The 21,183-nt window shown below is 55.5% G+C and carries 24 protein-coding genes and 2 tRNA genes; 12 read left to right on the top strand and 14 right to left on the bottom strand.

What is annotated here, in order from left to right:
• Nucleotides 1-47: 47 nt before the first annotated feature.
• Nucleotides 48-1,091, bottom strand: a complete 1,044-nt coding sequence (locus tag ACQKP2_RS05640; RefSeq protein ID WP_427575049.1) for a helix-turn-helix domain-containing protein — start codon at nucleotides 1,089-1,091, stop codon at nucleotides 48-50.
• 106 nt (nucleotides 1,092-1,197) lie between these two features.
• Here ACQKP2_RS05640 and ACQKP2_RS05635 point away from each other — a divergent pair, with 106 nt between their 5' ends.
• Together ACQKP2_RS05635 and ACQKP2_RS05630 are read left to right on the top strand one after the other, a co-directional pair.
• A complete protein-coding gene (locus ACQKP2_RS05635; protein ID WP_427575047.1) occupies nucleotides 1,198-1,323 on the top strand; it encodes a hypothetical protein in 126 nt (41 codons plus the stop codon).
• 22 nt (nucleotides 1,324-1,345) lie between these two features.
• Nucleotides 1,346-2,794: a DUF1254 domain-containing protein gene (locus ACQKP2_RS05630; RefSeq protein ID WP_427575046.1), complete on the top strand. Its 1,449-nt coding sequence runs from the start codon at nucleotides 1,346-1,348 to the stop codon at nucleotides 2,792-2,794.
• 149 nt (nucleotides 2,795-2,943) lie between these two features.
• On the opposite strand, the gene ACQKP2_RS05625 is transcribed toward ACQKP2_RS05630, so the two are convergent.
• From ACQKP2_RS05625 to ACQKP2_RS05615, 3 genes are all read right to left on the bottom strand, one after another.
• The gene (locus ACQKP2_RS05625) at nucleotides 2,944-3,153 is read right to left on the bottom strand and encodes a hypothetical protein (protein ID WP_427575124.1); all 210 of its coding nucleotides are present in this window, start codon (nucleotides 3,151-3,153) and stop codon (nucleotides 2,944-2,946) included.
• Between the two features lie 335 nt (nucleotides 3,154-3,488).
• Nucleotides 3,489-3,731, bottom strand: a complete 243-nt coding sequence (locus tag ACQKP2_RS05620) for a hypothetical protein (RefSeq protein ID WP_427575045.1) — start codon at nucleotides 3,729-3,731, stop codon at nucleotides 3,489-3,491.
• 593 nt (nucleotides 3,732-4,324) lie between these two features.
• Entirely contained in the window at nucleotides 4,325-4,555 is a 231-nt protein-coding gene (locus ACQKP2_RS05615) for a hypothetical protein (protein ID WP_427575043.1), read from the bottom strand.
• A 155-nt stretch (nucleotides 4,556-4,710) separates the two neighbouring features.
• Between ACQKP2_RS05615 and ACQKP2_RS05610 the strand changes: the two genes are divergently transcribed.
• Complete coding sequence (locus ACQKP2_RS05610) at nucleotides 4,711-4,890, top strand: hypothetical protein (protein ID WP_427575041.1); 180 nt, start codon at nucleotides 4,711-4,713, stop codon at nucleotides 4,888-4,890.
• 91 nt (nucleotides 4,891-4,981) lie between these two features.
• Here ACQKP2_RS05610 and ACQKP2_RS05605 read toward each other — a convergent pair.
• The 6 genes from ACQKP2_RS05605 to ACQKP2_RS05580 form a co-directional block, all read right to left on the bottom strand.
• Nucleotides 4,982-5,068, bottom strand: a tRNA-Leu gene (locus tag ACQKP2_RS05605).
• A 248-nt stretch (nucleotides 5,069-5,316) separates the two neighbouring features.
• A tRNA-Cys gene (locus ACQKP2_RS05600) sits at nucleotides 5,317-5,390 on the bottom strand.
• Between the two features lie 344 nt (nucleotides 5,391-5,734).
• Nucleotides 5,735-6,466, bottom strand: a complete 732-nt coding sequence (locus tag ACQKP2_RS05595) for an MBL fold metallo-hydrolase (RefSeq protein WP_427575039.1) — start codon at nucleotides 6,464-6,466, stop codon at nucleotides 5,735-5,737.
• An 8-nt stretch (nucleotides 6,467-6,474) separates the two neighbouring features.
• A complete protein-coding gene (locus tag ACQKP2_RS05590; protein WP_427575123.1) occupies nucleotides 6,475-7,239 on the bottom strand; it encodes an amino acid ABC transporter ATP-binding protein in 765 nt (254 codons plus the stop codon).
• A 43-nt stretch (nucleotides 7,240-7,282) separates the two neighbouring features.
• Complete coding sequence (locus tag ACQKP2_RS05585; RefSeq protein ID WP_427575037.1) at nucleotides 7,283-7,963, bottom strand: amino acid ABC transporter permease; 681 nt, start codon at nucleotides 7,961-7,963, stop codon at nucleotides 7,283-7,285.
• An 11-nt stretch (nucleotides 7,964-7,974) separates the two neighbouring features.
• A complete protein-coding gene (locus ACQKP2_RS05580; RefSeq protein ID WP_427575036.1) occupies nucleotides 7,975-8,814 on the bottom strand; it encodes a transporter substrate-binding domain-containing protein in 840 nt (279 codons plus the stop codon).
• Nucleotides 8,815-8,953: 139 nt separating this feature from the next.
• Between ACQKP2_RS05580 and ACQKP2_RS05575 the strand changes: the two genes are divergently transcribed.
• Nucleotides 8,954-9,838 (top strand): LysR substrate-binding domain-containing protein, encoded by an 885-nt coding sequence (locus ACQKP2_RS05575; protein WP_427575034.1) that lies wholly within the window; start codon nucleotides 8,954-8,956, stop codon nucleotides 9,836-9,838.
• Nucleotides 9,839-9,898: 60 nt separating this feature from the next.
• Here ACQKP2_RS05575 and ACQKP2_RS05570 read toward each other — a convergent pair whose 3' ends face one another.
• Together ACQKP2_RS05570 and ACQKP2_RS05565 are read right to left on the bottom strand one after the other, a co-directional pair.
• Nucleotides 9,899-10,672: a ParA family protein gene (locus ACQKP2_RS05570; protein ID WP_427575032.1), complete on the bottom strand. Its 774-nt coding sequence runs from the start codon at nucleotides 10,670-10,672 to the stop codon at nucleotides 9,899-9,901.
• Between the two features lie 187 nt (nucleotides 10,673-10,859).
• On the bottom strand, nucleotides 10,860-11,633 hold the full coding sequence (locus tag ACQKP2_RS05565) for an AraC family transcriptional regulator (protein WP_427575030.1): 774 nt from the start codon (nucleotides 11,631-11,633) through the stop codon (nucleotides 10,860-10,862).
• Nucleotides 11,634-11,747: 114 nt separating this feature from the next.
• Here ACQKP2_RS05565 and ACQKP2_RS05560 point away from each other — a divergent pair, with 114 nt between their 5' ends.
• Complete coding sequence (locus tag ACQKP2_RS05560) at nucleotides 11,748-12,959, top strand: MFS transporter (protein WP_427575028.1); 1,212 nt, start codon at nucleotides 11,748-11,750, stop codon at nucleotides 12,957-12,959.
• Nucleotides 12,960-13,050: 91 nt separating this feature from the next.
• Here ACQKP2_RS05560 and ACQKP2_RS05555 read toward each other — a convergent pair whose 3' ends face one another.
• Nucleotides 13,051-13,296: a hypothetical protein gene (locus ACQKP2_RS05555; protein WP_427575121.1), complete on the bottom strand. Its 246-nt coding sequence runs from the start codon at nucleotides 13,294-13,296 to the stop codon at nucleotides 13,051-13,053.
• A 265-nt stretch (nucleotides 13,297-13,561) separates the two neighbouring features.
• Between ACQKP2_RS05555 and ACQKP2_RS05550 the strand changes: the two genes are divergently transcribed.
• Nucleotides 13,562-14,338, top strand: coding sequence for a substrate-binding periplasmic protein (locus ACQKP2_RS05550; protein WP_427575026.1), 777 nt, complete (start codon nucleotides 13,562-13,564; stop codon nucleotides 14,336-14,338).
• 74 nt (nucleotides 14,339-14,412) lie between these two features.
• Here ACQKP2_RS05550 and ACQKP2_RS05545 read toward each other — a convergent pair whose 3' ends face one another.
• On the bottom strand, nucleotides 14,413-15,342 hold the full coding sequence (locus tag ACQKP2_RS05545) for a LysR substrate-binding domain-containing protein (protein WP_427575025.1): 930 nt from the start codon (nucleotides 15,340-15,342) through the stop codon (nucleotides 14,413-14,415).
• Between the two features lie 209 nt (nucleotides 15,343-15,551).
• Between ACQKP2_RS05545 and ACQKP2_RS05540 the strand changes: the two genes are divergently transcribed.
• The 6 genes from ACQKP2_RS05540 (at nucleotide 15,552) to ACQKP2_RS05515 (ending at nucleotide 21,183) form a co-directional block, all read left to right on the top strand.
• On the top strand, nucleotides 15,552-16,322 hold the full coding sequence (locus tag ACQKP2_RS05540) for an ABC transporter substrate-binding protein (protein WP_427575023.1): 771 nt from the start codon (nucleotides 15,552-15,554) through the stop codon (nucleotides 16,320-16,322).
• A gap of 134 nt (nucleotides 16,323-16,456) precedes the next feature.
• A complete protein-coding gene (locus ACQKP2_RS05535; protein WP_427575022.1) occupies nucleotides 16,457-17,146 on the top strand; it encodes an ABC transporter permease in 690 nt (229 codons plus the stop codon).
• The gene (locus ACQKP2_RS05530) at nucleotides 17,143-17,856 is read left to right on the top strand and encodes an ABC transporter permease (protein WP_427575020.1); all 714 of its coding nucleotides are present in this window, start codon (nucleotides 17,143-17,145) and stop codon (nucleotides 17,854-17,856) included. The genes ACQKP2_RS05535 and ACQKP2_RS05530 overlap by 4 nt, the downstream gene beginning before the upstream one ends.
• A gap of 27 nt (nucleotides 17,857-17,883) precedes the next feature.
• Nucleotides 17,884-18,651 (top strand): ABC transporter ATP-binding protein, encoded by a 768-nt coding sequence (locus tag ACQKP2_RS05525; RefSeq protein ID WP_427575018.1) that lies wholly within the window; start codon nucleotides 17,884-17,886, stop codon nucleotides 18,649-18,651.
• Nucleotides 18,652-18,724: 73 nt separating this feature from the next.
• Nucleotides 18,725-19,846, top strand: coding sequence for a DUF2817 domain-containing protein (locus ACQKP2_RS05520; RefSeq protein WP_427575016.1), 1,122 nt, complete (start codon nucleotides 18,725-18,727; stop codon nucleotides 19,844-19,846).
• A gap of 263 nt (nucleotides 19,847-20,109) precedes the next feature.
• A complete protein-coding gene (locus ACQKP2_RS05515; protein ID WP_427575014.1) occupies nucleotides 20,110-21,183 on the top strand; it encodes a Rieske 2Fe-2S domain-containing protein in 1,074 nt (357 codons plus the stop codon).

Raw genomic sequence — 21,183 nt, 5'->3', positions numbered from 1 at the left:
TTAAATCGACTGCCTGTGTGCCGACCGTTTCGTAAAAATGGGCTGCCTCAGCCCTGCTCGGGATCTACGTCGCGCAACTCACTGGGCGTCGAGCCGTACCAGCGACGAATCGCACGTGTAAAGCTGCTGACCTCGCTATAACCCAAATGATCGGCAACCTCGGCGACGGACAGGGGACTGTCCATGAGCAGGTCATGGGCCAGATAGCGACGATGAATATCGATCAGTTCGCTGAAACTGAAGCCATCGCGCAACAATGCCCTATGCAGGGTACGCGTGGTCATGTGCAGCCGCTGCGCCATGCTGTCCAGGGTGATCCCACCGCGAAGCCCCTGGAGTACTGCTCCGCTGGCCATTTCCAGCAAGCTTCCCCTGGCGGTCTGACCGGCATAGTCGTCCATGGAACTTTCCAGGGCCTGACGCACGCTAAGCGGACCGGCCGGGCGCTCGAATTGCAGCGCCTGGACATCCAGCACCATTTCGTCTCGCAGAGCGCCGAAATAGACAGGCCTGTTCGCAAGTTGCTCCCAGGGCGCGGGGTCGGCAGGACGCGGACGCCGCAGGTGTATTTCAATGATGGGATTGGGTGCGCACACCCAGCTTCGAAGATGATGAATTTGCCTGGCGCACCAGTAGTCGACTTCCTCCAACGCGGGGCGTAGTTGTGCAGGTTCCTGCAAACCGAAAACCAGCCTTTGCGGTAGCTGCTCGAAGCGCAATTGGATGTGACTGGCCACCAGCGGCCAGAACCGCTGCATCGTATGCAGCGCCTCCATCCGGGTCGGCGCCAGTTGCATGAGGTAGTTCAGGCCCAGCAATTGCCCCAGGTCCGCCGGCCTGGCAGCCGCCAGCCCTATGGCCGGATCATCGTCCAGCTGGCGCGCGCACTCCCAGAAATGCCGGGAAAGAAAGGCTGGCAGGCGCAGATAGGGTTGACGCAGGGCCGACAGCGGAAAATTCCAGCGCTGTTGCAGCGCCTCCATCGACGTCCCGCGCGATTCCAGCAGACGAATGCCCGCCAGGACCGTCGAAGGTGAAAGCGAGAGACGGTCGCAGTGATTGGGGTAATTATTTGTCAGCCAGGGATTCATCGTCGTTCGCCAATAGCTTGCATGCTCGATCAGGGTTGCGATGCTGCGTGACCTCAGGGAGTCACTCCCTCGGTGCCAGAACAAAAATAACAGGTGAATCAAAGAAATGAAGCATCTTCCGGGCAACTCCATCCGGGTTGGCGCGCTCTACGCCTTTGGGCAAACAGATCCTGAAATGCTCGCTCGATGCCGCCTGCGGTTTTTCCTGACGGTGGCGCAGCGCGCTTTTTGATTTGCCTATGGGAGAAGACACGATGGATTCGAAAAATGGGATGGACGTCAATCCGGGCCAGTACGCAAGACGGGACATGCTCAAGGCCTTGGCTGCCCTGGGTGCCGTGGGTGTCTCGCTCGGTTTGCCCGGGCCGCAATTGTTGGCAAGCGCCGTGGAACTGGATGAAGAATCGGCCTACCAGTTGGGTCTGCAAGCCTACGTCTATGGCTATCCACTGATCTACTTCGCACGCATGCGTTACGCACGCATGATGGAAGGCGATCCAATGATGAAAACCCGGCAGCTCTGGGGACAATGGTTGCACCGCAATGTGCCTGTGACCCCGGCCGTGCCGGGCGCGCCACAGACCGATACCCTCTACTCCACCCTGTGGCTGGATCTGCGCGCGCAGCCTTACATCATTTCGATCCCGCAAATGGATGATCGTTACTGGAGCATTCAGTTCTGTGATCTGTTCGGTTCGACCTTCGGCCTCCCGAGCAGACGCAGCCTGTTCAAGGGTGGACGGGTAGCGGTGGTCGGTCCTGACTGGAACGGAATGTTGCCTGCCGACATCGACCTGGTGCTCAGGTCCAGAACGCCGCAAACGTTCAATGTCATGCGGATCTACTTCGCCGATGACGACGACCGCCTCAAGGCGATCGACTACCAGACGCGCGTTGTCGTGGCGCCTCTCGCGGATTTCCTGGCGGGCAGGGACAATGTACCCGGCGTAGCTGCCGACCTGCCCAGACCACCACTCCCGGCGCAAGATCCCCTGGCCGACTTCAAGGTGCTGCAGGACATGTGGCAGCAATGCCCACCGCCGCGAGAGGATGCTGCCACCGTCGGCCGATTTGCCAGCCTGGGCCTGGCTCAAGGGCAGCTCGGCTTCGAACAACTTTCACCTGCCATTCTGAGGGGGCTGGTCCGGGCCGAACGCGACGGCCGGCAAACAGTGATCGACGCCACCCGTTCGCTGGCCGGGCAACACACGCGCAATGGCTGGACAGTGCCAAGAGCCAGCCTGGGTTACTTCCATGATACCGACTACCTCTACAGGGCCTCGGTGGCGCTGGCCGGTACCGTCGCGCTGCCGGTGTCCGAAAATCCATACCATGTCTTGCAAAAGGATGGTTCCGGAGCGCTGCTCAATGGCGACTCGCGCTACGAGCTGCATTTCCCGGTGGAGCAAATCCCCGTTGCAGATGCGTTCTGGTCGCTACATGCCTACAACAGCAAATACACGGTGATCGACAACCCGATCAATCGCTACGCCATCGGTGACCGCACAGCCGGGCTGCAATATGGCAGCGATGGCAGCCTGACCCTTTACCTGCAGGCTGAAGATCCCGGTGCAGACAAGCGCGCCAATTGGCTACCCGTCAAGAAAGGCGATCTGTTCTGGCTTATGGTGCGTGCCTATGAGCCTCGCGGCCTGATGAAAGAGATGCGCTGGGAGGGGCCGCAGCTCATCAAGATCAGTTGATGGCTTGATTGTCAGGGGGCATGCCGCCCATGGAATGGGCGGCGTTTTTCCAGAGCGATCGCTTCTGCCTGCACTTGCATCATGGCCGACATCCCCGCCCGGCAACATGAAGAAGTGCCATGGGTACGAATAAGCGTCAACCGATCGACTCAGTGCAGCGTTAGCACTCTGCGACTCTCGCCGATCCTGATTCGATCCAGTGCCCGATTCAACGCATCCAGGGCATCGATGAGGGCTTTGGCTTCCGCCTCCCGCCCGTCCCCCCAAAGGCGTTCCGCCATTTTGTTCAGGGCCTGGATAGAGCGCTCGATATCAGCAGCCGTTGGCGTCACAGTGTTTTCAGGGTGTCTTTTGGGCATGGTCAGATCCTGCAAGGCGTTGCCTTGTCTCTTCCTTACTTGCGAACGCATCGCTCACGACAACGATACCTGCCCTTATCGGTAACGACATTGCCATTGCCTGAAGCAGAAACAGATGCGCCCTTCTCGTCCGTGGGTAACGAAGCGAAATCTATCACTATGGAAACGACACGTGGCGGGAAAAGAAAGTGTGTCTTGTTCAGCTCGTTGTTGTGTGGCAGCGGCACACATTTGGAAGCCCTTGAGACAGCGTTGACTGCCCTGGGCAAAGGGCTGTGTTGGCTACCGCTGGATGTCTGGCAATAAAAACCCGGCGCAGTGGCCGGGCTTGCTGATCAGCCATTCTTCTTTCGAAACAGCGCGAAAAACGGTTGCGTGGGCGTGATGGCTCTCAATATCGCCAAGCCAATGAAGAGAGTGATGAGGCCGATTCCGACTGCGTAAATACGCTGTTCCCACTCAAGCTCTGCGTCAGTCCCCGCCAAAAGTGCGGTTACGCCGAGGCCGAACAGGCAGGCAAGCAGAAAGGCCGATATGAGCCATACCTTGATAAACAGAATCAGCCAACGCCACTTCATTCGTCTTTCCGGAAAGTGGGTATCGACTGATCGGCAATTCCTGCTCTGCATTTCCATGTCGTGGTCCAACTCCATTCAGCAAAAACCCGACACTAAGGCCGGGTTACATGATCGATTGCAAATCGACAGGTTTCGAAACCTTGCCGCCCCTCTGTGCAGCCTTCTATCTGCGACGATGCAGGCCTTATCGATTCACACTCTGCTTTTTCTTTTCGCCGCGCATGGAGCCCACAACGGTTGAGAGATTTTCAGCAACTTTTGAGCTTAACGCCGCACCCGTGAGCAGTACCGTCCCCACTACGGCGACCCCCACAAACGTCCATGCAACTATTTTTCCACTTCGGGATTATCGATCTCGATGGGCCCGCCCTTTATGAGTCCGTCATAACCGCCTTTGGCAACCTCACCGAGGACACTCTTGAAATCCATATCGTCACTCCCGCATCAGCAGATGATTCTAAGATGATATCAGGAAAACGAAAAACCCGACGCTTGGCCGGGTTTTGGTGATGTTCGCCAGAGGCGAAATTGTCATTTCGACAATAGACAAAATGAAACTGCGAACCTGGGCACCTACGATTAAAGCCAAAAGGTCAGTCGTCCCTGTCGTCACGGTCGCGATACTGACGGTGGTAACGATCATAGTCACGACGATCATATCGACGGTTATAGCCTTGATCATCGTCATCCCCGCGGTCGTATCCACGCCGATGATCGTGATCGTAACCCCGGTCATACCTTCCCTCATCTTCCCAGTGAGGGTAACAACCACCCAGCAAGAGCACACTTGAAAAGGCCAGGATCATCATTACTGCGCGCTTCATTTGAACGTCCTAAATGGTCATGACTTCAGAGAGGGCTGTCACGGACCGGAATCTCAACCGGACAGTTCTCGCGAGGAATATGACAACTCTGTAACTCAATGATTCATTTGTGAAATTCAGCAATCTGCGAAACGAAAGCCCACCCTTGCGCGCCCATGCGCAAGCAGCATCCCGGCACCTGCTACCGGTGCAACAAGCGTGTCGAAGTTGGACAGGGACTGGTTGTGAAAATGGGCAGTATCGAAAACACCGAGGCGGCGGTTCTGCCTGGCGTTTCACAGACCGAGCAGTACATCCGGATGCGCAAGGGCAAAAAGGCGACCCCAACGAAGTGACAGACAGCGCCGAATTGCGGAAAGGAATTTTTTATTGCGGAAAAAAAATAAGGGCTTGCATGAGAAACCTCATGCAAGCCCTTGATATTCATGGTGCCCGAAGCCGGAATCGAACCGGCACGCCCTTACGAGCGGGGGATTTTAAGTCCCATGCGTCTACCAGTTTCGCCATTCGGGCGGTAGCGCGGTGAATCAGAGGGTGGAAATATATACATCCCTCGCCGGTGAAGCAAGGTCATATGTGTGATTTTCGAGACTGAAGCCTGCGGAATTCAAAAATAAAAAACCTCTGTAAATCATGGAGCTACAGAGTTTTATTCCAATGAATATCAGGACGATCAATAGCTTGTGAGACACAATGCAATCGGGCAATTGCCCAGGCAATAAAAAACCCCGTAGATCATCGATCTACGGGGTTGTTTATAGTGGAGGCCGAGGTCGGAATCGAACCGGCGTCTACGGATTTGCAATCCGCTGCATAACCATTTTGCTACTCGGCCTCAGAACATTTGCTGTCAGTAGCACAACATCAAATGTATATAAAACGCTTTGGAAACAGATTTCTATTCAAGCTCTATCTCCTTGAAAACATTGAGCTTTTTAAGCCGTCAGTGCTTTCGATGGCGTGAATTATGTACTCATTTCTCGAGGCTGGCAACCCCTTGATTTCAAAAAAAAATCTGCCGCCTTGTTTCCCGGTTGCCCGGAGGTACATTGGCCCTTTCGCGCCTTCCGAACGGCCCCATACGATCTCACCCTTTGCATTACGAATGCTCAGTGACTGTCACTGGCAACAGTCATGAGCTTGATAAAAACATTGTCCGGCTGCCCGTGACCGGGTCGATCAAACCGTCGCCCTGGCCGATGTCCCCTGCAGGTATTGCCTGGCAATCGCCTTCATCTGTTGTGCCGACATCGCCTCGCCGTGGCCACCGTAAACACAATCGACGTCCAGATCGATCAATCGCTGCATGGTCTGGCGGTAAAGTGCCCGATCGGAACAAGGAAGATCATCCACCAGTCCCCCGATGTAAATGACATCACCACTGAACAGCAGCCCTGCACGCTCGTCGAGCAAACCGATGGAGCCATGCGAGTGGCCCGGCAAATGAAGCACCCGCAGCCGCCTGTCTCCCAGGTCGATGATGTCCCCCTCGCCCACGGTCCTGGTCAAAGGGGCTGGCGCAATACGATGATTTTCCGCCGACACGTTCAGGCCAGACGCTTGCGTGACTGCGCCTGGCAAGTTGCGAAAGACATCGGCCAGGGTGTCCTGATCACTCATCCGGGCGAATGCGGTCGCTTCGGCTGCGTGTCCAAACCGGGTTTCAAACTCGTGGAAGGCGCCCACATGATCCGCATGAATATGGGTTGCAACCGCAACGACCGGCTTGCCTGCTTCCAAACCCAGGTGCGGCCGCAGCGGGCACAACCCCATGCCGAAATCGATCACCAGATCGGCATCACGTCCCCTCAGGTGAAACAGATTCGCCGAAAAGTAGCGATGCACATAAGGCTCGCTCAAGCTTGTAATCCCGTTGCCCAAATCCTGCTTTTTGTACCATTGATCGTGCATTCGACACCTCAATGCAGCAACTGGCCAAGAAAGCGCTGGGTTCGCTCATGGCTCGGCCGGGTAAATATTTGCTCTGGCGTGCCGTACTCGACAATCTGCCCTGCATCCATGAAGACGACCTTATCGGCCACCTTGCGAGCGAACCCCATTTCGTGGGTCACGCAAACCATGGTCATACCCTCCTCTGCAAGTTGAACCATGGTGTCGAGTACTTCCTTGATCATTTCCGGGTCCAGGGCCGAGGTGGGCTCGTCGAACAGCATCACCCGCGGGTTCATGCACAGGGCTCGGGCGATGGCAACGCGCTGCTGCTGCCCACCCGAAAGCGTTGAGGGATAGCAGTGGGCCTTGTCGGGAATACGCACACGCTCCAGGTAATGCATCGCCAACTCTTCGGCTTGCCGACGTGGCATCTTGCGTACCCAACGAGGTGCCAGCGTGCAGTTCTCGAGGATGGTCAGATGCGGGAACAGGTTGAAATGCTGGAACACCATGCCGACCTCACTTCGAACCCGGTCAATGCGTTTGAGCTGCCCCGTCAACTCCACACCATCAACCACGATGCGTCCTTCCTGGTGTTCTTCCAGCCGGTTCATGCAGCGGATCAGGCTTGACTTGCCCGAACCGGAAGGCCCGCAGATCACCACACGCTCGCCCTGATGGATATCCAGATCGATGTTTCTGAGTACCTGAAAGGCGCCGTACCATTTACCCAGTCCGCGAATTTGCAGGGCCACGGTTTCACGTTCGACAGACTCGCATGGCTTATCAATAAACACGTTCACGATTGCTTCTCCTGTTTGTCTGTAGCGACCCTTAACGCAAACCACCGGAAAGAACGCGCTCGACGCGCATTTGCAGCCCCGTCAACACCGACACCAGCACCATGTAGTAGACCAACGCCGCGCTGTACCACTCCAGGAACTGGAAGCTGGTGGCTATCGCAAACTGGGTGGTGGTCATCAGTTCATTCAGGGAGATGATGGTCGCCAGGGAAGTGGCCTTGAGCAGTGAGATGAACTCGTTGACCAGAGCCGGCAACGCGACCCGCAACGCTTGAGGCAGCACGACCAGCAAGAACACCTGCCAGCGGTGCAAACCCAATGCTGCGGCGCCTTCACGCTGGCCGTTTCCGACCGCTGCGAAAGCGCTGCGGAAGATTTCGGTCAGGTAGGCAATCTGGATCAGGGTCAGGGCAATGAAAGCGGCCAGGAAGGGTGTAAACCAATCGCCCCGAAAACCCGGAAAGAGTTGGGGCAACCCGTTCCAGATGAACAGCAAGACCAGCAAGGCCGGAGCACCGCGAAACAGCCAGACATACCCGGCCATCGACCAGCGGATACCGCGCCGAGGGGAGGTCGACAACGAACCTGTGAACAGTGATACACCCATCGACAATGCCATCACGCCGACCGACAGCACGACGGTCAGCAGCGCGCCCCTGGCAAGCGGCCAACCGAACACGGCATCCAGAAACAATGAAGAATCAAACACCATGACACTCATCCTTACTGCTGGGCCAATTGGACGTCCGTCGACATCGCCGGCAGATTCCACTTCACCAGCAACGTCTTGAGTTCACCGCTCTGCTGCAACGCTGCCAAGGCCTCCTTGAGCTTTTGCAAATCGGCAGCGTCCTTGCGCAAATAAAGTCCGAAGAGCTCCGCGTCCGGGTAGGTGTAGGTAATCTGCAATTGTCCGGGTAACTGGCTGCTGCGATAGGCAGCGGTTGTGTCCTGGGTAATGGTCGCCGCCGCGCGTCCCACCAGTACTTGCTGAATGACTGCGGAGGCCGACGGGTAGGTCTGCATGCTGACTGGATTGCGCCCGCTCTCTACCAGCTGTTTGTTCAGCGCACTCACGGTGCCCTCGTAGGTCGTACCGGCTTCGATCGCGATGACTTTGCCGCTCAGATCCTGCGGCGTTCGCATTGGCTCGCCCCGAGTCGAAGTCACCATGACCTTGGCGGACTTGAAGTACCCCACCCCGTCGTAGCGTTTCAGGCGATCGGCAGTCAGGGTCATGCCGCTGGCAACCACATCACAGCGCTTTGAGTCGAGCGACGGCAGCAAACCCTTGAAGTCACCCACGACCAATTGAAGGTTCACCCCCCAGTGCCTGGCCAGCGCTTGCATGACATCCACTTCGAAGCCAACCATCCGGGCGTCGCCCGGCTTGGCGTAGAACTCCATCGGCGGGAACTCGCCGGCGGTGCAAACGTTGAGCGTATCGCCCTGGGCGAACGAAGGTTTCATGTCCGTCGAATTGTTGGCCGCGAAGGCCAGGCTGCCGACAAGGCCCAGGCTCAAACCCAGCCCCAGAAAAACAACTCCCGCTGCATGTTTCATCGCGATTCTCCGGTTTTTATTGGTGGTAGAGAGGAAGTAATCGTTGCTGATGCGGGAATGTTGCTGGTCTGAGCACACTCAAACAAGCTAAACTTTTTACCCATATATCGCTTAGAAAATCTAAACAAAAGGTACTGCCTTGGCCCTCCCTCCTCTTCATGGTTTCCGGGTGTTCGAAAGCGTCGCCAGGCTGGGCAGCATTGCTGCGGCCGCCGTGGAACTGCACGTGACCACCGGCGCTATCAGTCAACAGCTTCGGGGTCTTCAAATTGGCCTGGGGACCGAACTGTTTGAAAAGCGCGGACGACAACTGGCCCTGACTGACAGCGGGCGGTTGCTGCAAAAACGAGTCGCCAAGGCGATGGGAGAGATCGCCGACGGGGTACGTGAACTATCGATTGCACATCACGGCGAACGACAGAAAATCGAACTGACCCTGTCCATCCCTGGCGTGCATGGCGTGGCCTGGCTTGCCACCCGGTTATTCGCCTTCATGGAAGAAAACCAGCACATCAAACTGAACGTGATCAGCGCCGGCCACTTCAACAAGGTAGACTGGCGGCGCGCCGATCTGGCTGTGGTGTATGGCGTTCCACCCTGGCCCGGTTTCTGGTGGCGACTGCTGCACGGGATTCGCCTGACGCCGGTATGCAGCCCTCAGTTGCTGCGAGGCCCCAAGGCCATTCGCAACGTTGCCGACCTGGCTCACTACCGATTGCTCCATGAAGACGATGGCGCACAGTGGCGACGCTGGTTGTCCGAGGCACGCAGTGTGCAATCAGGTGACTCGGATATTTACTTCGATGACTTCGGCATGGTGCTACAAGCGGCCCGCGATGGTTATGGCGTAGCGCTCAGCGATGAGGTGGTGTCCGCCCGCGACCTGGACGAAGGCCGCCTGGTGCAACCCCTGGCATTGACCGTGCCTGCGTTGCAGAACTACTACTGCGTTTGCAGCGAAGGGAATCGTGATCGTGAGGAAGTGAACAACTTCATAGAGTGGCTGATCATGCAATCAAGGTAGCGATGGGGCGACGCAAGCCTTCCGAGGGACTGCCCTTTCGGCAGCCCCTCGGCAAAGAAACTAGGCAGCTCGCTCCAAGGCGTCCAGCAAACCGGCAAACTCGAGCGCAAGCTTATGACGAGGGGCCAGATGAACAATGGGAACAGAGGCTTCGTGAGATTCACGCATCTTGACGGAGTTGCTGAGGTAAACCGGCAAGACCGGCAAACCTTCGGCCAGCAGCTCGTTGACAAGAGATTGGTGCAGGCCGGTATTGCCGGCGAACTGGTTGACCACCACCCCTTCCACTTTCAGTGACTCATTGTGATCCTGACGCAGCTCCTCGACCTCCTCGATGACGCGATACAGGGCCTGCCTTGAAAAACTGTCGCAATCAAACGGAATCAACAATCGATCCGCAGCGACCAGTGCACTGAATGTGTAGAAATTCAGCGACGGCGGCGTATCGATGTAGATGCGCTCGTAATCCTCGGATAGCTCGACCAACAACTTGCGCAGTTTGTTGATCTTGAATTTGCTCTCGAGTTTTGACTGGATCTGCGCCAGGTCAGGGCTGGCCGTAACCAGGTGGAGATTGTCGTAAGCCGTCTCGGTGATGACCACCCGACTCTTCCTGCCTTCAAAACCACCGGAAAGTGTCTGCTTGAAAAAATCGGCGATGCCGGTCGGAATACGCTCGTCGGTCAAGCCGGTGAGATAGTGAGTCGAATTGGCCTGAGGATCGAGATCGACCAGCAGTGTCCGGTAACCTTCGGCTGCACTCGCTGCGGCAAGATTGCAGGCGATACTGGACTTTCCAACACCCCCTTTCTGATTGAATACGACACGACGCATGGCACACGCTCATCCATGAAAAAGGCCCGAGGCCAGATGAAAGAAATTGTAAGAAGCCATGTCAATTCTATGACGGCAACATTACAGTTTTGCGACAGAGATTAGCCCAAGCCCCGGACTAGAGCGATTTATAGCCTGCAAAGAGACTTTGCAACGGATTCATCGTGATAAAAATCGACCTGCGCCCTCACTTGAAAAAATGACTCGGCGTAGTCCCGAACTGCTTTTTGAACATGGTGCTGAACGCACTCGGACTGTCGTAACCCAGCATCCCCGCCACATCGATGATTTTCTCCCCCAGCGCAATACGCTCCAGCGCCGACAGCAGCCGTGCCTGTTGCCGCCACTGTCCGAACGTCATGCCGGTTTCCTTGTGGAACAGACGCTGGATGGTCCTGGCATCCAGGTTCAGCCGACCGCTCCAGTCCGACAGGGTTGAGCTATCCCCCAGATCCAGGCGCAAGGCAGCGCAAATTTCCTGGATACGTTGATCGGCCGGTTGCGGCAGGTGCAGCGGCAAGGTCGGCAACAGGGTCAGTTCGTCGACGATCAGACGCAGGATCCTGGCTTCCCGGGAGTCCTCCTCCACCGGTCCGGCGATGCTGACCGAGGTCTTGATCAATTCGCTCAACAGCGCCGAAATGCTGACGGCCCGGGTTTCATCCGGCAGTTCTGGAAAGTGATCCGGTCGCACGAAAACGCTGCGCATTTTCAGCGCCCCCACACAACGAATCGAATGCTCGTGACCACTGGGCATCCAGATGCCACGGCTGGGTGGAACCGTCCATTGGTGCAGCCCTGAATGCACCACCATCACGCCCTCGATGGCATAGATCAACTGGTGCTTGGCATGGCTGTGGGGTTCGATGAACCAGTTTTCCGGGTAATCGGTGGCGCTGGTGCAGACCGGCCAGTCCACCTCGTCCATTGCCAGCAGAAATTCTTCGAGTGATTGGTTCATGATGCCTTTTTTACGAAAGTCATCGCCCGAATTGCGCGAGACAGGCAATTTTTCGAAATCTAGCATAGCGGCTGATCGACGTAATACCCCTTTTCCCAGCCTGGATGATGTGCGATGTCCTCAATGACGCCCCCTATGGCAGCCGCCCCCGCGGCCAGTCAGACAAGCCCCCTGGTTCTGCGCGTGATCGGTGCCTGCGCCCTGGCGCACCTGATCAACGACCTGATCCAGGCGGTGCTGCCCTCGATCTACCCGATGCTCAAGGCCAGCTATGGCCTGAGCTTCACCCAGGTGGGCCTGATTACCCTGACCTTCCAGCTCACCGCTTCCTTGCTGCAGCCCTGGGTCGGTTATCACACCGATCGCCATCCCAAGCCCTGGCTGTTGCCGGCTGGCATGGTCTGCACCTTGATCGGCATCCTGATGCTGGCGTTTGTCGGCAACTTCCCGGCGATTCTCGCGGCCTCGGCCCTGGTGGGGATTGGCTCCTCGACCTTTCACCCGGAAACCTCGAGGGTCGCGCGCCTGGCTTCCGGCGGTCGCTACGGCCTGGCCCAGTCAACTTTTCAGGTCGGCGGCAATGCCGGGACGGCGTTCGGCCCCTTGCTTGCGGCGGCCATCATCATTCCCTACGGGCAGGGTCATGTGGCCTGGTTCGGCCTGTTTGCGGTGTTCGCCATTCTGATTCTCTTTGGCTTGAGCCGCTGGTACCGCTCACACTTGAACCTGTTCAAACTCAAACAAGGCGGCAAGGCGAGCCACGGTCTGTCCAGGCGACGCGTGACCTTTGCCCTGGTGGTGCTGGCGTTGCTGGTGTTCTCCAAGTACTTCTATATGTCCAGTTTCACCAGCTACTACACCTTCTATCTGATCGAGAAGTTCGACCTGTCGGTGGCCAGTTCGCAGTTGTACCTGTTCCTGTTCCTCGGTTCGGTTGCAGCGGGCACCTTCTTCGGCGGCCCCATCGGCGACAGAATCGGGCGCAAGAAAGTGATCTGGTTTTCCATTCTGGGCGCCGCCCCCTTCACCCTCGCCCTGCCCTATGTCGATCTGTTCTGGACCAGCGTGCTGAGTGTGATCATTGGCTTCATCCTCGCCTCGGCGTTCTCCGCCATCGTGGTCTTCGCCCAGGAACTGGTGCCGGGCAATGTCGGGATGATCGCTGGTGTGTTCTTCGGGCTGATGTTCGGCTTCGGCGGCATTGGCGCCGCACTGTTGGGGCATTTGGCGGATATTCACGGCATCGAGTACGTATACGCGTTGTGCTCCTATCTGCCGCTGCTGGGCATCATGACCCTCCTGCTGCCGTCGACCAAAGGCGTCTGACCGCTTCCGATCGCGCTGAAGATGAGACTGTTTGCACACGACTGAACACCGAACCGCCAAGGGAACTACTGCACACCGCCACCCCGTACTGTTAAGCCGAGATAGTCGGTAGCGACTCTCGTTCGCAAAGGGTGGCTTTTGCCCTCTCGAGGTTCATGCGATGACACTCGGCTTGCGCTTCTTCTCGGGTCTGATAGGTCATCTTCAGCCGTAGCTTTTCCACGTTGTCATAGAGGTTGAAGCCTATGGGGGCGGTCTCGCAGTAGTAACGGAATCCACTGCGCACGGAACTGGTTTCTACAGGAATTGCAGGGACAACGGAAAATCTCGAAATCATCTTCACACCCTCTCCACGTACCCTCAGGATTAGCGGCTATAGGCCACTACCGCAAGCAGCCATCGTGAGTTTCCGATGAGCAGCGTGAGTGACTCATGGACGGAACGCTGCATCGAAAAAATCGGGGCGGCCGAAATCATGGCGCAAGTGAATTCTGTAGCGTGATGAACACTTGAGATCCCTACCGATATGGTTAAATGCCGGTCTTGCACGCCGGACTCAATGGATCAATCAAGCCTCCCTGCACAAAAGGACTTATCACAGCATGTGGTCACCTGTTTCGGCGACGCTTCTGATGTGCACCCTCCCCTTGTTGGCGGCGAGCGCTGGTGCCAGCGCTGTACAGAAAACACATGAAACGCTGACGATCATGGTCGAGGACGCCGCCGCCCCCTGGTCCGCCAGCGACGGCACCGGGTACGCCAACGATGTTGTTGTCGCGGCTTTCAAAGAGATGGCCGTAGAGGTCAGGTTGAAAGTCGTGCCGTATTCGCGCTGCAAGTACCTGGTGCTCAGTGGCCAGGTCGCTGCCTGCTTCAACATGAGTTGGCAGCCCGAATTCGAGGGCAAGATCAAGCTGGCAGCGCAACCGATCTTCAGAGTCAGTAACGATATTTTCGAACCTGTCAAAGCCCCGTTACCCAAGCCTGCAGACGCTCAATGCAGTTTGCCGCCCGGTACGGTCGTCGGCATCACCAGAGACTACGAATACTCGGCAAAAGTGATGGCACTGAAGGCCTCCGGAGTGGTGTTCGAAAACTCCCTCTCTGACCTGACGAGTCTCCAGAAACTCGCCGCTCGGCGTTTTCAGGCGGCGGTGATCATGAGCAATGATCTGGAGGTCAGGAACCAGAAAGCCAAACAGTCGGGCACAGAAGATGAGGTGCGCTTTGCCTTCAATTGCGGAGTGATCGACTCGACGATTGGCTTCAGCGTGACGCACCCGGACGGGTTACGAGCGTTGGCGCTGTATGACGATGGCTATCGACGCATCAAGGCCAACGGTGTGCTCAAAAAAATTCACATGCACTGGTTTCCTTAGCGGCATGCGAACCAGAAGCAGCAGCGGATCCTGCGAATTGAACCTTCGGTATCAGCATTCTGTTGTATGGGCGGTCAACTCAATAGTTGCGTGTTGACGGCCATCTGATCGCGTCCACGAGCCACCAGCCATCGATGAAAGTCACGGCAGTGCGCTTTGTCGAAAGCATCTTTGGCACCCACCAAATAATACGACGATGGCATTTGCAGACCATGCGCGAACGGCATGATCAAACGCCCATCATCCACTGCTGCGGCAATCATTGAGTACTGCGCCAGGACAACGCCCTGTCCCAAAATCGCAGCCTGGATTGCCATTGACGATAATGAATACACCCGATACCCGTCACAAATTTGCGAACAGTCGACTTGTTGTGTTTCAAACCAATCGCGCCAAGAGGGTGGAGAAGCGAATTTAGGCAGCCAATCAATCGACAATAGCGGATAAGCCATTAAATCGGCGGGGGTCCGTAGCGGCAAATCAGCACGCAACAAGAGAGGGCTACAGACAGGAACAACGCAGTCACGGAACAGTTCAATTGCGTGTTCGGTCGACTCGTAATCTCCGTATGTCACTCGAAAATCGATTTCATAGCCATCAGGAGAAGGCTCGGCATGGCTGCCATCAAGAAAGAGATTGAGTTCAGGATGTTCAGCCTGCCATGTGTAAATGAGTGGCGCCAACCAGTCTGAAAGCAGCGATGGCAAAGCACTGATTCGCAAGTTGGTGGCGCTCTTGGCTCGCTCCACTTCCACCTGGGCAATGCGCAGCGTTTCAAACGCTGCCACGCAGCTATCGTGATAACGCTGACCCGCATCCGTCAGGCGGATTCGCTTACCGACCCTGAAGGTCAGACTCAAGCCCAGGCTATCTTCCAGCAGCCTCATTTGCTGGCTGACAGCACCTGCCGAAATGCCCAGGCGCCTTGCTGCTTCGACAATCCCACCATAGCGTCCAACGGCTTCAAATACCTGAATGGCTCGCAGAGAAGGCAAGTTGGTCATGGCACCTCCAGAAATGCAATCGCCGATTAATACTTTAGCTCAGCTACACAATGCAACAGTTTTTGACATCTTTTCGAATATTCAGAGTCTCGTATGCTGGTCCTGCCACTGCTCCCCTTGCAGGCAGTGATGAGCACCTTGATTAGCCATGCACCACGACCTTGCACCCGCCATGCGCAAACTCCAATAACAGGTAAAGGCAAAGAAAAATGAAAAAAATCATTCTCGCCGCGTTATTTGCACTCGCTTCGACCGGCGCGCTCGCTAACGAATTGAGCACCATTCGATTCGGGGTAGACCCGACATTCGCGCCTTTTGAATCCAAGCAACCTGATGGTCAACTAGTGGGCTTCGATATTGATCTGGGCAATGCCATTTGCGACCAGCTCAAGGTGAAGTGCGTTTGGGTGGAAGTTGCTTTCGACAGCATCATCCCGGCACTCAAGGCAAAGAAATTCGATGGCATTCTTTCGGCCATGACCGTCAACGAAAAACGCAAAGAAAACATCGCGTTCTCCGATCGGCTTTACAACTCGCCCAATCGCCTGATTGCCAAGACCGATAGCGGCTTGCTACCGACTGTGGAATCGCTCAAAGGCAAGCGGGTCGGTGTCGCACAAGGCAGTACCCAAGAGGCCTATGTCAGATCGGCATGGGCGCCGCATGGGATTACCATGGTGTCCTACACCAATCAGGACCTGCTCTACCCTGACCTTGTCAGTGGCCGCATCGATGCCACCCTTACAGATGCAGTTGTCGCAGACATGGGTTTTTTGCAGACGCCTCAGAATAATGGTTTCGCTTTTGCCGGCGAGACTGTCCAGGATGAAAAACTTCTGGGTCAAGGGATTGCCATTGGCCTGCGCAAGAATGATCAGGAACTGATCAAGGCCATCAATGGCGCCCTGGCAGAAATACACAAAAATGGTACTTACGACGCGATTCAGAAGAAGTACTTCACCTTCGATATTTATAACTGAATCCTCCCCCGGCTGGCTCTTGACCTCCCATATAACGGCGATCAAGAGCCCAAGCCACATTCAATGTTCCCCTTGAATTTCAAGCCTCTAAATAGATGGTCTGCGGACCGCTATTGCCGAAGGAGAGACAGAACATGTTTTTACAGGGCTATGGTCCGCTCATTCTCGAAGGTACATTCGAGACCATCAAGTTGGCGTTGCTCTCGATGTTGCTGGCCGTTTCTTTGGGATTGTTTGGCGCATCAGCCAAACTTTCGAATAAACGTCTATTGCGAATACTGGCAACAGCTTACACAACGCTTATCCGAAGTGTTCCTGACCTGGTCATTATGTTGCTGCTGTTTTACAGCTTACAAATCCTGTTGAATGTTCTTACTGAATGGATGCACTTCAAGCAAATTGACCTCAACCCGTTTGTCGCTGGAGTTTTTACTCTGGGCTTCATCTACGGCGCCTACTTCACCGAGACGTTCCGTGGCGCCTTCCAGTCTGTACCTGCGGGTCAGCTCGAGGCTGCCATCGCCTATGGAATGAATCGTCGGCAAATATTTGTGCGGGTTCTGTTTCCACAAATGATGCGATTTGCACTTCCAGGCATTGGAAACAACTGGCAGGTACTGATCAAAGCAACCGCTCTGGTTTCGATTATCGGCCTTATCAACATCGTCAAGGTCACTCAGGATGCGGGCAAACATTCGATGCAACTGTTCTTCTTCGGTTTGGTGGGCGCATTGGTTTATCTGGCAATTACCACCCTGTCCAATGGCCTCTTGATGTGGCTTGAGCGACGTTACTCTGCTGGCGTCAGGGGAGCGCAGTTATGATCGGCATATTGCAAGAGTACTGGCAATCCTACCTCTGGTTTGATGGCTATCAAGTGTCCGGCGTTGCAATGACATTGTGGTTATTGGTCGTTTCCATTGCCATCGGCGGTGTCCTGGCCGTGCCCTTGGCGGTGGCCCGAGTATCAAGGAATCCCTTCATCCGTGGCCCCGTCTGGTTCTATACCTATGTGTTTCGAGGTACGCCGCTCTATATCCAATTGCTGCTTCTGTATACGGGTGTCTACAGCCTGGAAATGGTCCGTACCCAACCAGAGCTTGATGCCTTTTTCCGCGAAGGCCTCAATTGCACCTTATTGGCGTTTGCCCTCAACACATGTGCTTACACCACGGAGGTTTTTGCCGGCGCGATCCGCGCGACGCCTTACGGTGAAATCGAAGCCGGACGCGCCTATGGCATGTCCAGCTTTACCTTGTACAGACGAATCATCCTGCCGTCTTCGCTACGTCGTGCACTGCCGTATTACAGCAATGAGGTCATCCTCATGCTGCACTCCACCACCCTGGCCTTCACCGCGACCGTTCCTGATTTGCTCAAGGTTGCCCGTGATGTGAACTCGGCCACTTACTCCACGTTTGAGGCGTTCGGTATAGCGGCGGTGCTCTATGCCTTGATGGTGCTTACCCTGGTCTGGTTTTTCCGCCGCTGCGAAATGCGTTGGTTGGCCTTCTTGAAGCCTCAAGCTCATTGAGCTGCCGTCATTCGGAGAGCATCGAATATGTACAAATTAAGCATCGATAAGCTGTACAAAAAATACGGCCCCCACGAAGTCCTCAAGGGTGTCTCACTCAAAGCCAAGGCAGGTGATGTCATCAGCATCATTGGTTCAAGCGGATCAGGAAAGAGTACCTTCCTGCGTTGTATCAACTTTCTCGAACAGCCGTGCGCCGGGCGAATTGCAGTAAACAACGAGGAAATTCGCACAAAACAGGATATCAACGGCGCCATGAGTGTGGCCGATCCGCAGCAACTGCAAAAAATGCGCACCAAACTGTCGATGGTGTTCCAGCATTTCAACCTGTGGCAACACATGACGGTCCTGGAAAACATCATCGAAGCCCCGGTTCATGTGCTTGGCATCAAACGTAAAGAAGCTGTACAGCGAGCCCAACAGTACCTGCGCAAGGTAGGACTGGACTCAAGCATTGAAAGCAAATACCCCTCGCATCTCTCGGGAGGCCAACAACAGCGCGTGGCGATTGCCCGTGCATTGGCGATGGAACCGGAAGTGATGCTGTTCGACGAACCGACATCAGCGCTTGATCCAGAGTTGGTCGGCGAAGTGTTGAAAGTGATGCAAGCGCTGGCCGAAGAAGGTCGAACCATGGTTGTGGTCACCCATGAAATGGGTTTTGCCCGCAACATTTCCAACCACGTCATGTTCCTGCACCAAGGTCGTGTGGAAGAAGAAGGCCATCCCGGGGAAGTGCTGGTCAATCCGAAAAGCGAACGTTTGACGCAGTTTCTCTCCGGCCGCTTGAAGTAACGCTATCGACTTCCAGATCCCGGCATCCGGTGCTCGATGAGCATCGGTTGTCAGCGTTCGCCATGAGGTAACCATGAAAGCAAGTTTTCCCACGCACCCAAGTTACAACAGCCAACGTGAGCAATTTCTGGCCGCAGCCAAGGCGGCCGGTGCCAGCCTTACAACCTATCCCCACCCTTTGAGCGGGCCCTTTGGTGAGCCACTGAGTACCGACGTTGCCTGGCTGGGTGACCTGCAGGCGAAAAAAGTGTTGGTTGCCCTGAGCGGCACTCACGGTGTCGAAGGCTTTTATGGCTCGAACTGTCAGATCAAATGGCTGCAGGAGTTCAGTGAAAGGGCCCTGCCTCCCGATGTTGCGGTGCTGATGATCCATCTGATAAACCCTTGGGGAACCGCCTGGATGCGCCGCGTCAATGAAGACAACATTGACCTCAATCGCAACTACGTGGACTTCAGCCAGGCATTACCGGTTAACCAGGATTACGAAGCATTTCACGACATCTATGCCTGCGCTCAGCTGTCGGGACCGAAGCGCGAGAATGCCGATGCCCTGCTCGACAATCGCATTCGCACAGAAGGCTGGTCATCGGTGATGTCGATTGTCGAAGCCGGTCAGTACAACCATCCTGACGGCCTCTACTTTGGTGGACAACATCCGAGCTGGTCGAACAGGACCCTGCATACGATTTTACAAGAGCACCTGAGCCACACTCGGGTGGCCATGTGCTTTGACCTTCACACCGGTGCAGGAGACTACGGTCATCCCATGCTGATGACCATCGCCCAATCCGCATATCCCGCACTTCGCGATGCGCAAACGATCTATGGCCCCTGGCTGTACACCCTGATCACCGGACCTGGTAACCAAAGCGACACGGGAGTCGCGGCTACAGCGACTGGGTACACATCACAAGCCATCATCAAAGCACTACCGCAAGTGCACTTGATGCCATTTGTAATTGAGTGCGGCACTTATCCAGGCGAACAGATCCATACTGTTTTGCGCGATGATCAATGGCTGCACTTGCACGGGGATTTTACTGACCCAATTGCCGAGCAAATCAAACTGACCCTGCTTGAACAGTTCTATCCAGCTGATCCTGATTGGCAAGCCATAACCTGGCAGCGCACTCGACAAATCTGGGAGCGTGCGTTGGCGGCCTTGCCACTTATTCAACGTCCTGTTTATCAGTAACCACTCGACCTGTCTCAACAGCTCAATCCATCGATACCTCCAACCTTCAAGGCTGCCTGGCGCGGCCTTGAATGCGTTGCCAAACGCTCGTTCAAAGCCAAGGCGCTATCGCTCATGTAGCCCCAATAATCCATTAGGAAAACTAAACCATCAAACAGTTTTAAACATCTATTCTTACTCAAACGGATCCTCGTAACCTGTCCTCACCGTTAGCCATTGTTCGCCAGCACAAGGCGAACAACAAAATTACGAGGAGACATCCAATGTTTTTAAGAAATGCGTGGTATGTGGCTGCCAGTGAAACTGAATTGGGTGAAGACCTGCACTCTGTAACGCTTCTCAGTGAATCCGTAGTGCTTTATCGCAAAAGTGACGGCACGCCTGTCGCCCTCGAAGATGCCTGCCCTCACCGCAAGCTGCCACTCTCGATGGGGCGCAAGCAAGGTGATCATATCGAATGCGGTTATCACGGCCTGACCTTCGACTGCTCTGGCAGCTGTGTCCGCGCGCCAGGCAGCAGTCGTATTCCACAAGGCGCCAAAGTTCGCAGCTACCCCCTCGCAGTGCGATACGGTTTGATCTGGATCTGGATGGGTGATGTCGAACGTGCAGACGAAGCGAAGATTTGTCAGGTGCCGGAATGGGGAGACCCCGCTTGGGGACTCAATCGCGGCGATAGCATGGTCATACCTTGCAACTATCTGTACATGACCGACAACTTGCTCGACCCTGCACATGTCGCTTGGGTGCATCAATCTTCTTTCGGTAACGCTGCCTGTGCGGAGGAACCGCTGCAAACCACCGTAACCGATGTCGGTGTCATTGTTTCGCGCTGGATGCGTGATGTTGAAGTTGCACCTTTCTATGCCAAGTTCGTCAAGTTCAGTGGCAATTGTGATCGCAAGCAACACTATGAGGTGCACTACCCCTCCCAGGCGATTATCAAGGCTTTGTTCACGCCTGCTGGAACCGGCTCCGACGACGGTCAGTTGCACGAGCATGTGTTCTTGATGAACTCCTACAACTTCATGACCCCCATCGACGAATCGAATACTCGCTATTACTGGTTCCAGGTCCGTAACTTCGATACTGAAAACGAAGAGGTATCACGTCAGTTCGACGAAGACGTACGTCATGCGTTTGCCGAAGATCGGGTTGTTCTGAGTGCCGTGCACAAGGGCATGGCCAATAAGCGCACGCCGAACATCGATCTGGCTTCTGACTCTGGCCCCCTGCGCTTCCGTCGCAACCTCGACAAATTGATAGCCCTGGAGCAGCCCGACAACCTGGTTCCACTGACTCAACTCGACGCTGGAAAAGTCAAACTGGAGGCATGA

Source organism: Pseudomonas sp. NPDC089569, assembly GCF_050280625.1.
GTDB lineage: Bacteria > Pseudomonadota > Gammaproteobacteria > Pseudomonadales > Pseudomonadaceae > Aquipseudomonas.
This window is presented reverse-complemented; position numbering and strand designations above follow the sequence as displayed.

Bases quoted from the DNA above. Each gene is read 5' to 3' on its own strand.
- ACQKP2_RS05565 (WP_427575030.1), bottom strand. From the start codon at position 11,633: ATGAACCAATCACTCGAAGAATTTCTGCTGGCAATGGACGAGGTGGAC.
- ACQKP2_RS05515 (WP_427575014.1), top strand. From the start codon at position 20,110: ATGTTTTTAAGAAATGCGTGGTATGTGGCTGCCAGTGAAACTGAATTG.
- ACQKP2_RS05560 (WP_427575028.1), top strand. From the start codon at position 11,748: ATGTCCTCAATGACGCCCCCTATGGCAGCCGCCCCCGCGGCCAGTCAG.
- ACQKP2_RS05625 (WP_427575124.1), bottom strand. From the start codon at position 3,153: ATGCCCAAAAGACACCCTGAAAACACTGTGACGCCAACGGCTGCTGAT.
- ACQKP2_RS05555 (WP_427575121.1), bottom strand. From the start codon at position 13,296: ATGATTTCGAGATTTTCCGTTGTCCCTGCAATTCCTGTAGAAACCAGT.
- ACQKP2_RS05640 (WP_427575049.1), bottom strand. From the start codon at position 1,091: ATGAATCCCTGGCTGACAAATAATTACCCCAATCACTGCGACCGTCTC.
- ACQKP2_RS05615 (WP_427575043.1), bottom strand. From the start codon at position 4,555: ATGAAGCGCGCAGTAATGATGATCCTGGCCTTTTCAAGTGTGCTCTTG.
- ACQKP2_RS05620 (WP_427575045.1), bottom strand. From the start codon at position 3,731: ATGAAGTGGCGTTGGCTGATTCTGTTTATCAAGGTATGGCTCATATCG.
- ACQKP2_RS05630 (WP_427575046.1), top strand. From the start codon at position 1,346: ATGGATTCGAAAAATGGGATGGACGTCAATCCGGGCCAGTACGCAAGA.
- ACQKP2_RS05570 (WP_427575032.1), bottom strand. From the start codon at position 10,672: ATGCGTCGTGTCGTATTCAATCAGAAAGGGGGTGTTGGAAAGTCCAGT.
- ACQKP2_RS05530 (WP_427575020.1), top strand. From the start codon at position 17,143: ATGATCGGCATATTGCAAGAGTACTGGCAATCCTACCTCTGGTTTGAT.
- ACQKP2_RS05520 (WP_427575016.1), top strand. From the start codon at position 18,725: ATGAAAGCAAGTTTTCCCACGCACCCAAGTTACAACAGCCAACGTGAG.
- ACQKP2_RS05545 (WP_427575025.1), bottom strand. From the start codon at position 15,342: ATGACCAACTTGCCTTCTCTGCGAGCCATTCAGGTATTTGAAGCCGTT.
- ACQKP2_RS05610 (WP_427575041.1), top strand. From the start codon at position 4,711: ATGCGCAAGCAGCATCCCGGCACCTGCTACCGGTGCAACAAGCGTGTC.
- ACQKP2_RS05535 (WP_427575022.1), top strand. From the start codon at position 16,457: ATGTTTTTACAGGGCTATGGTCCGCTCATTCTCGAAGGTACATTCGAG.
- ACQKP2_RS05595 (WP_427575039.1), bottom strand. From the start codon at position 6,466: ATGCACGATCAATGGTACAAAAAGCAGGATTTGGGCAACGGGATTACA.
- ACQKP2_RS05580 (WP_427575036.1), bottom strand. From the start codon at position 8,814: ATGAAACATGCAGCGGGAGTTGTTTTTCTGGGGCTGGGTTTGAGCCTG.
- ACQKP2_RS05550 (WP_427575026.1), top strand. From the start codon at position 13,562: ATGTGGTCACCTGTTTCGGCGACGCTTCTGATGTGCACCCTCCCCTTG.
- ACQKP2_RS05525 (WP_427575018.1), top strand. From the start codon at position 17,884: ATGTACAAATTAAGCATCGATAAGCTGTACAAAAAATACGGCCCCCAC.
- ACQKP2_RS05540 (WP_427575023.1), top strand. From the start codon at position 15,552: ATGAAAAAAATCATTCTCGCCGCGTTATTTGCACTCGCTTCGACCGGC.
- ACQKP2_RS05585 (WP_427575037.1), bottom strand. From the start codon at position 7,963: ATGGTGTTTGATTCTTCATTGTTTCTGGATGCCGTGTTCGGTTGGCCG.
- ACQKP2_RS05635 (WP_427575047.1), top strand. From the start codon at position 1,198: ATGAAGCATCTTCCGGGCAACTCCATCCGGGTTGGCGCGCTCTACGCC.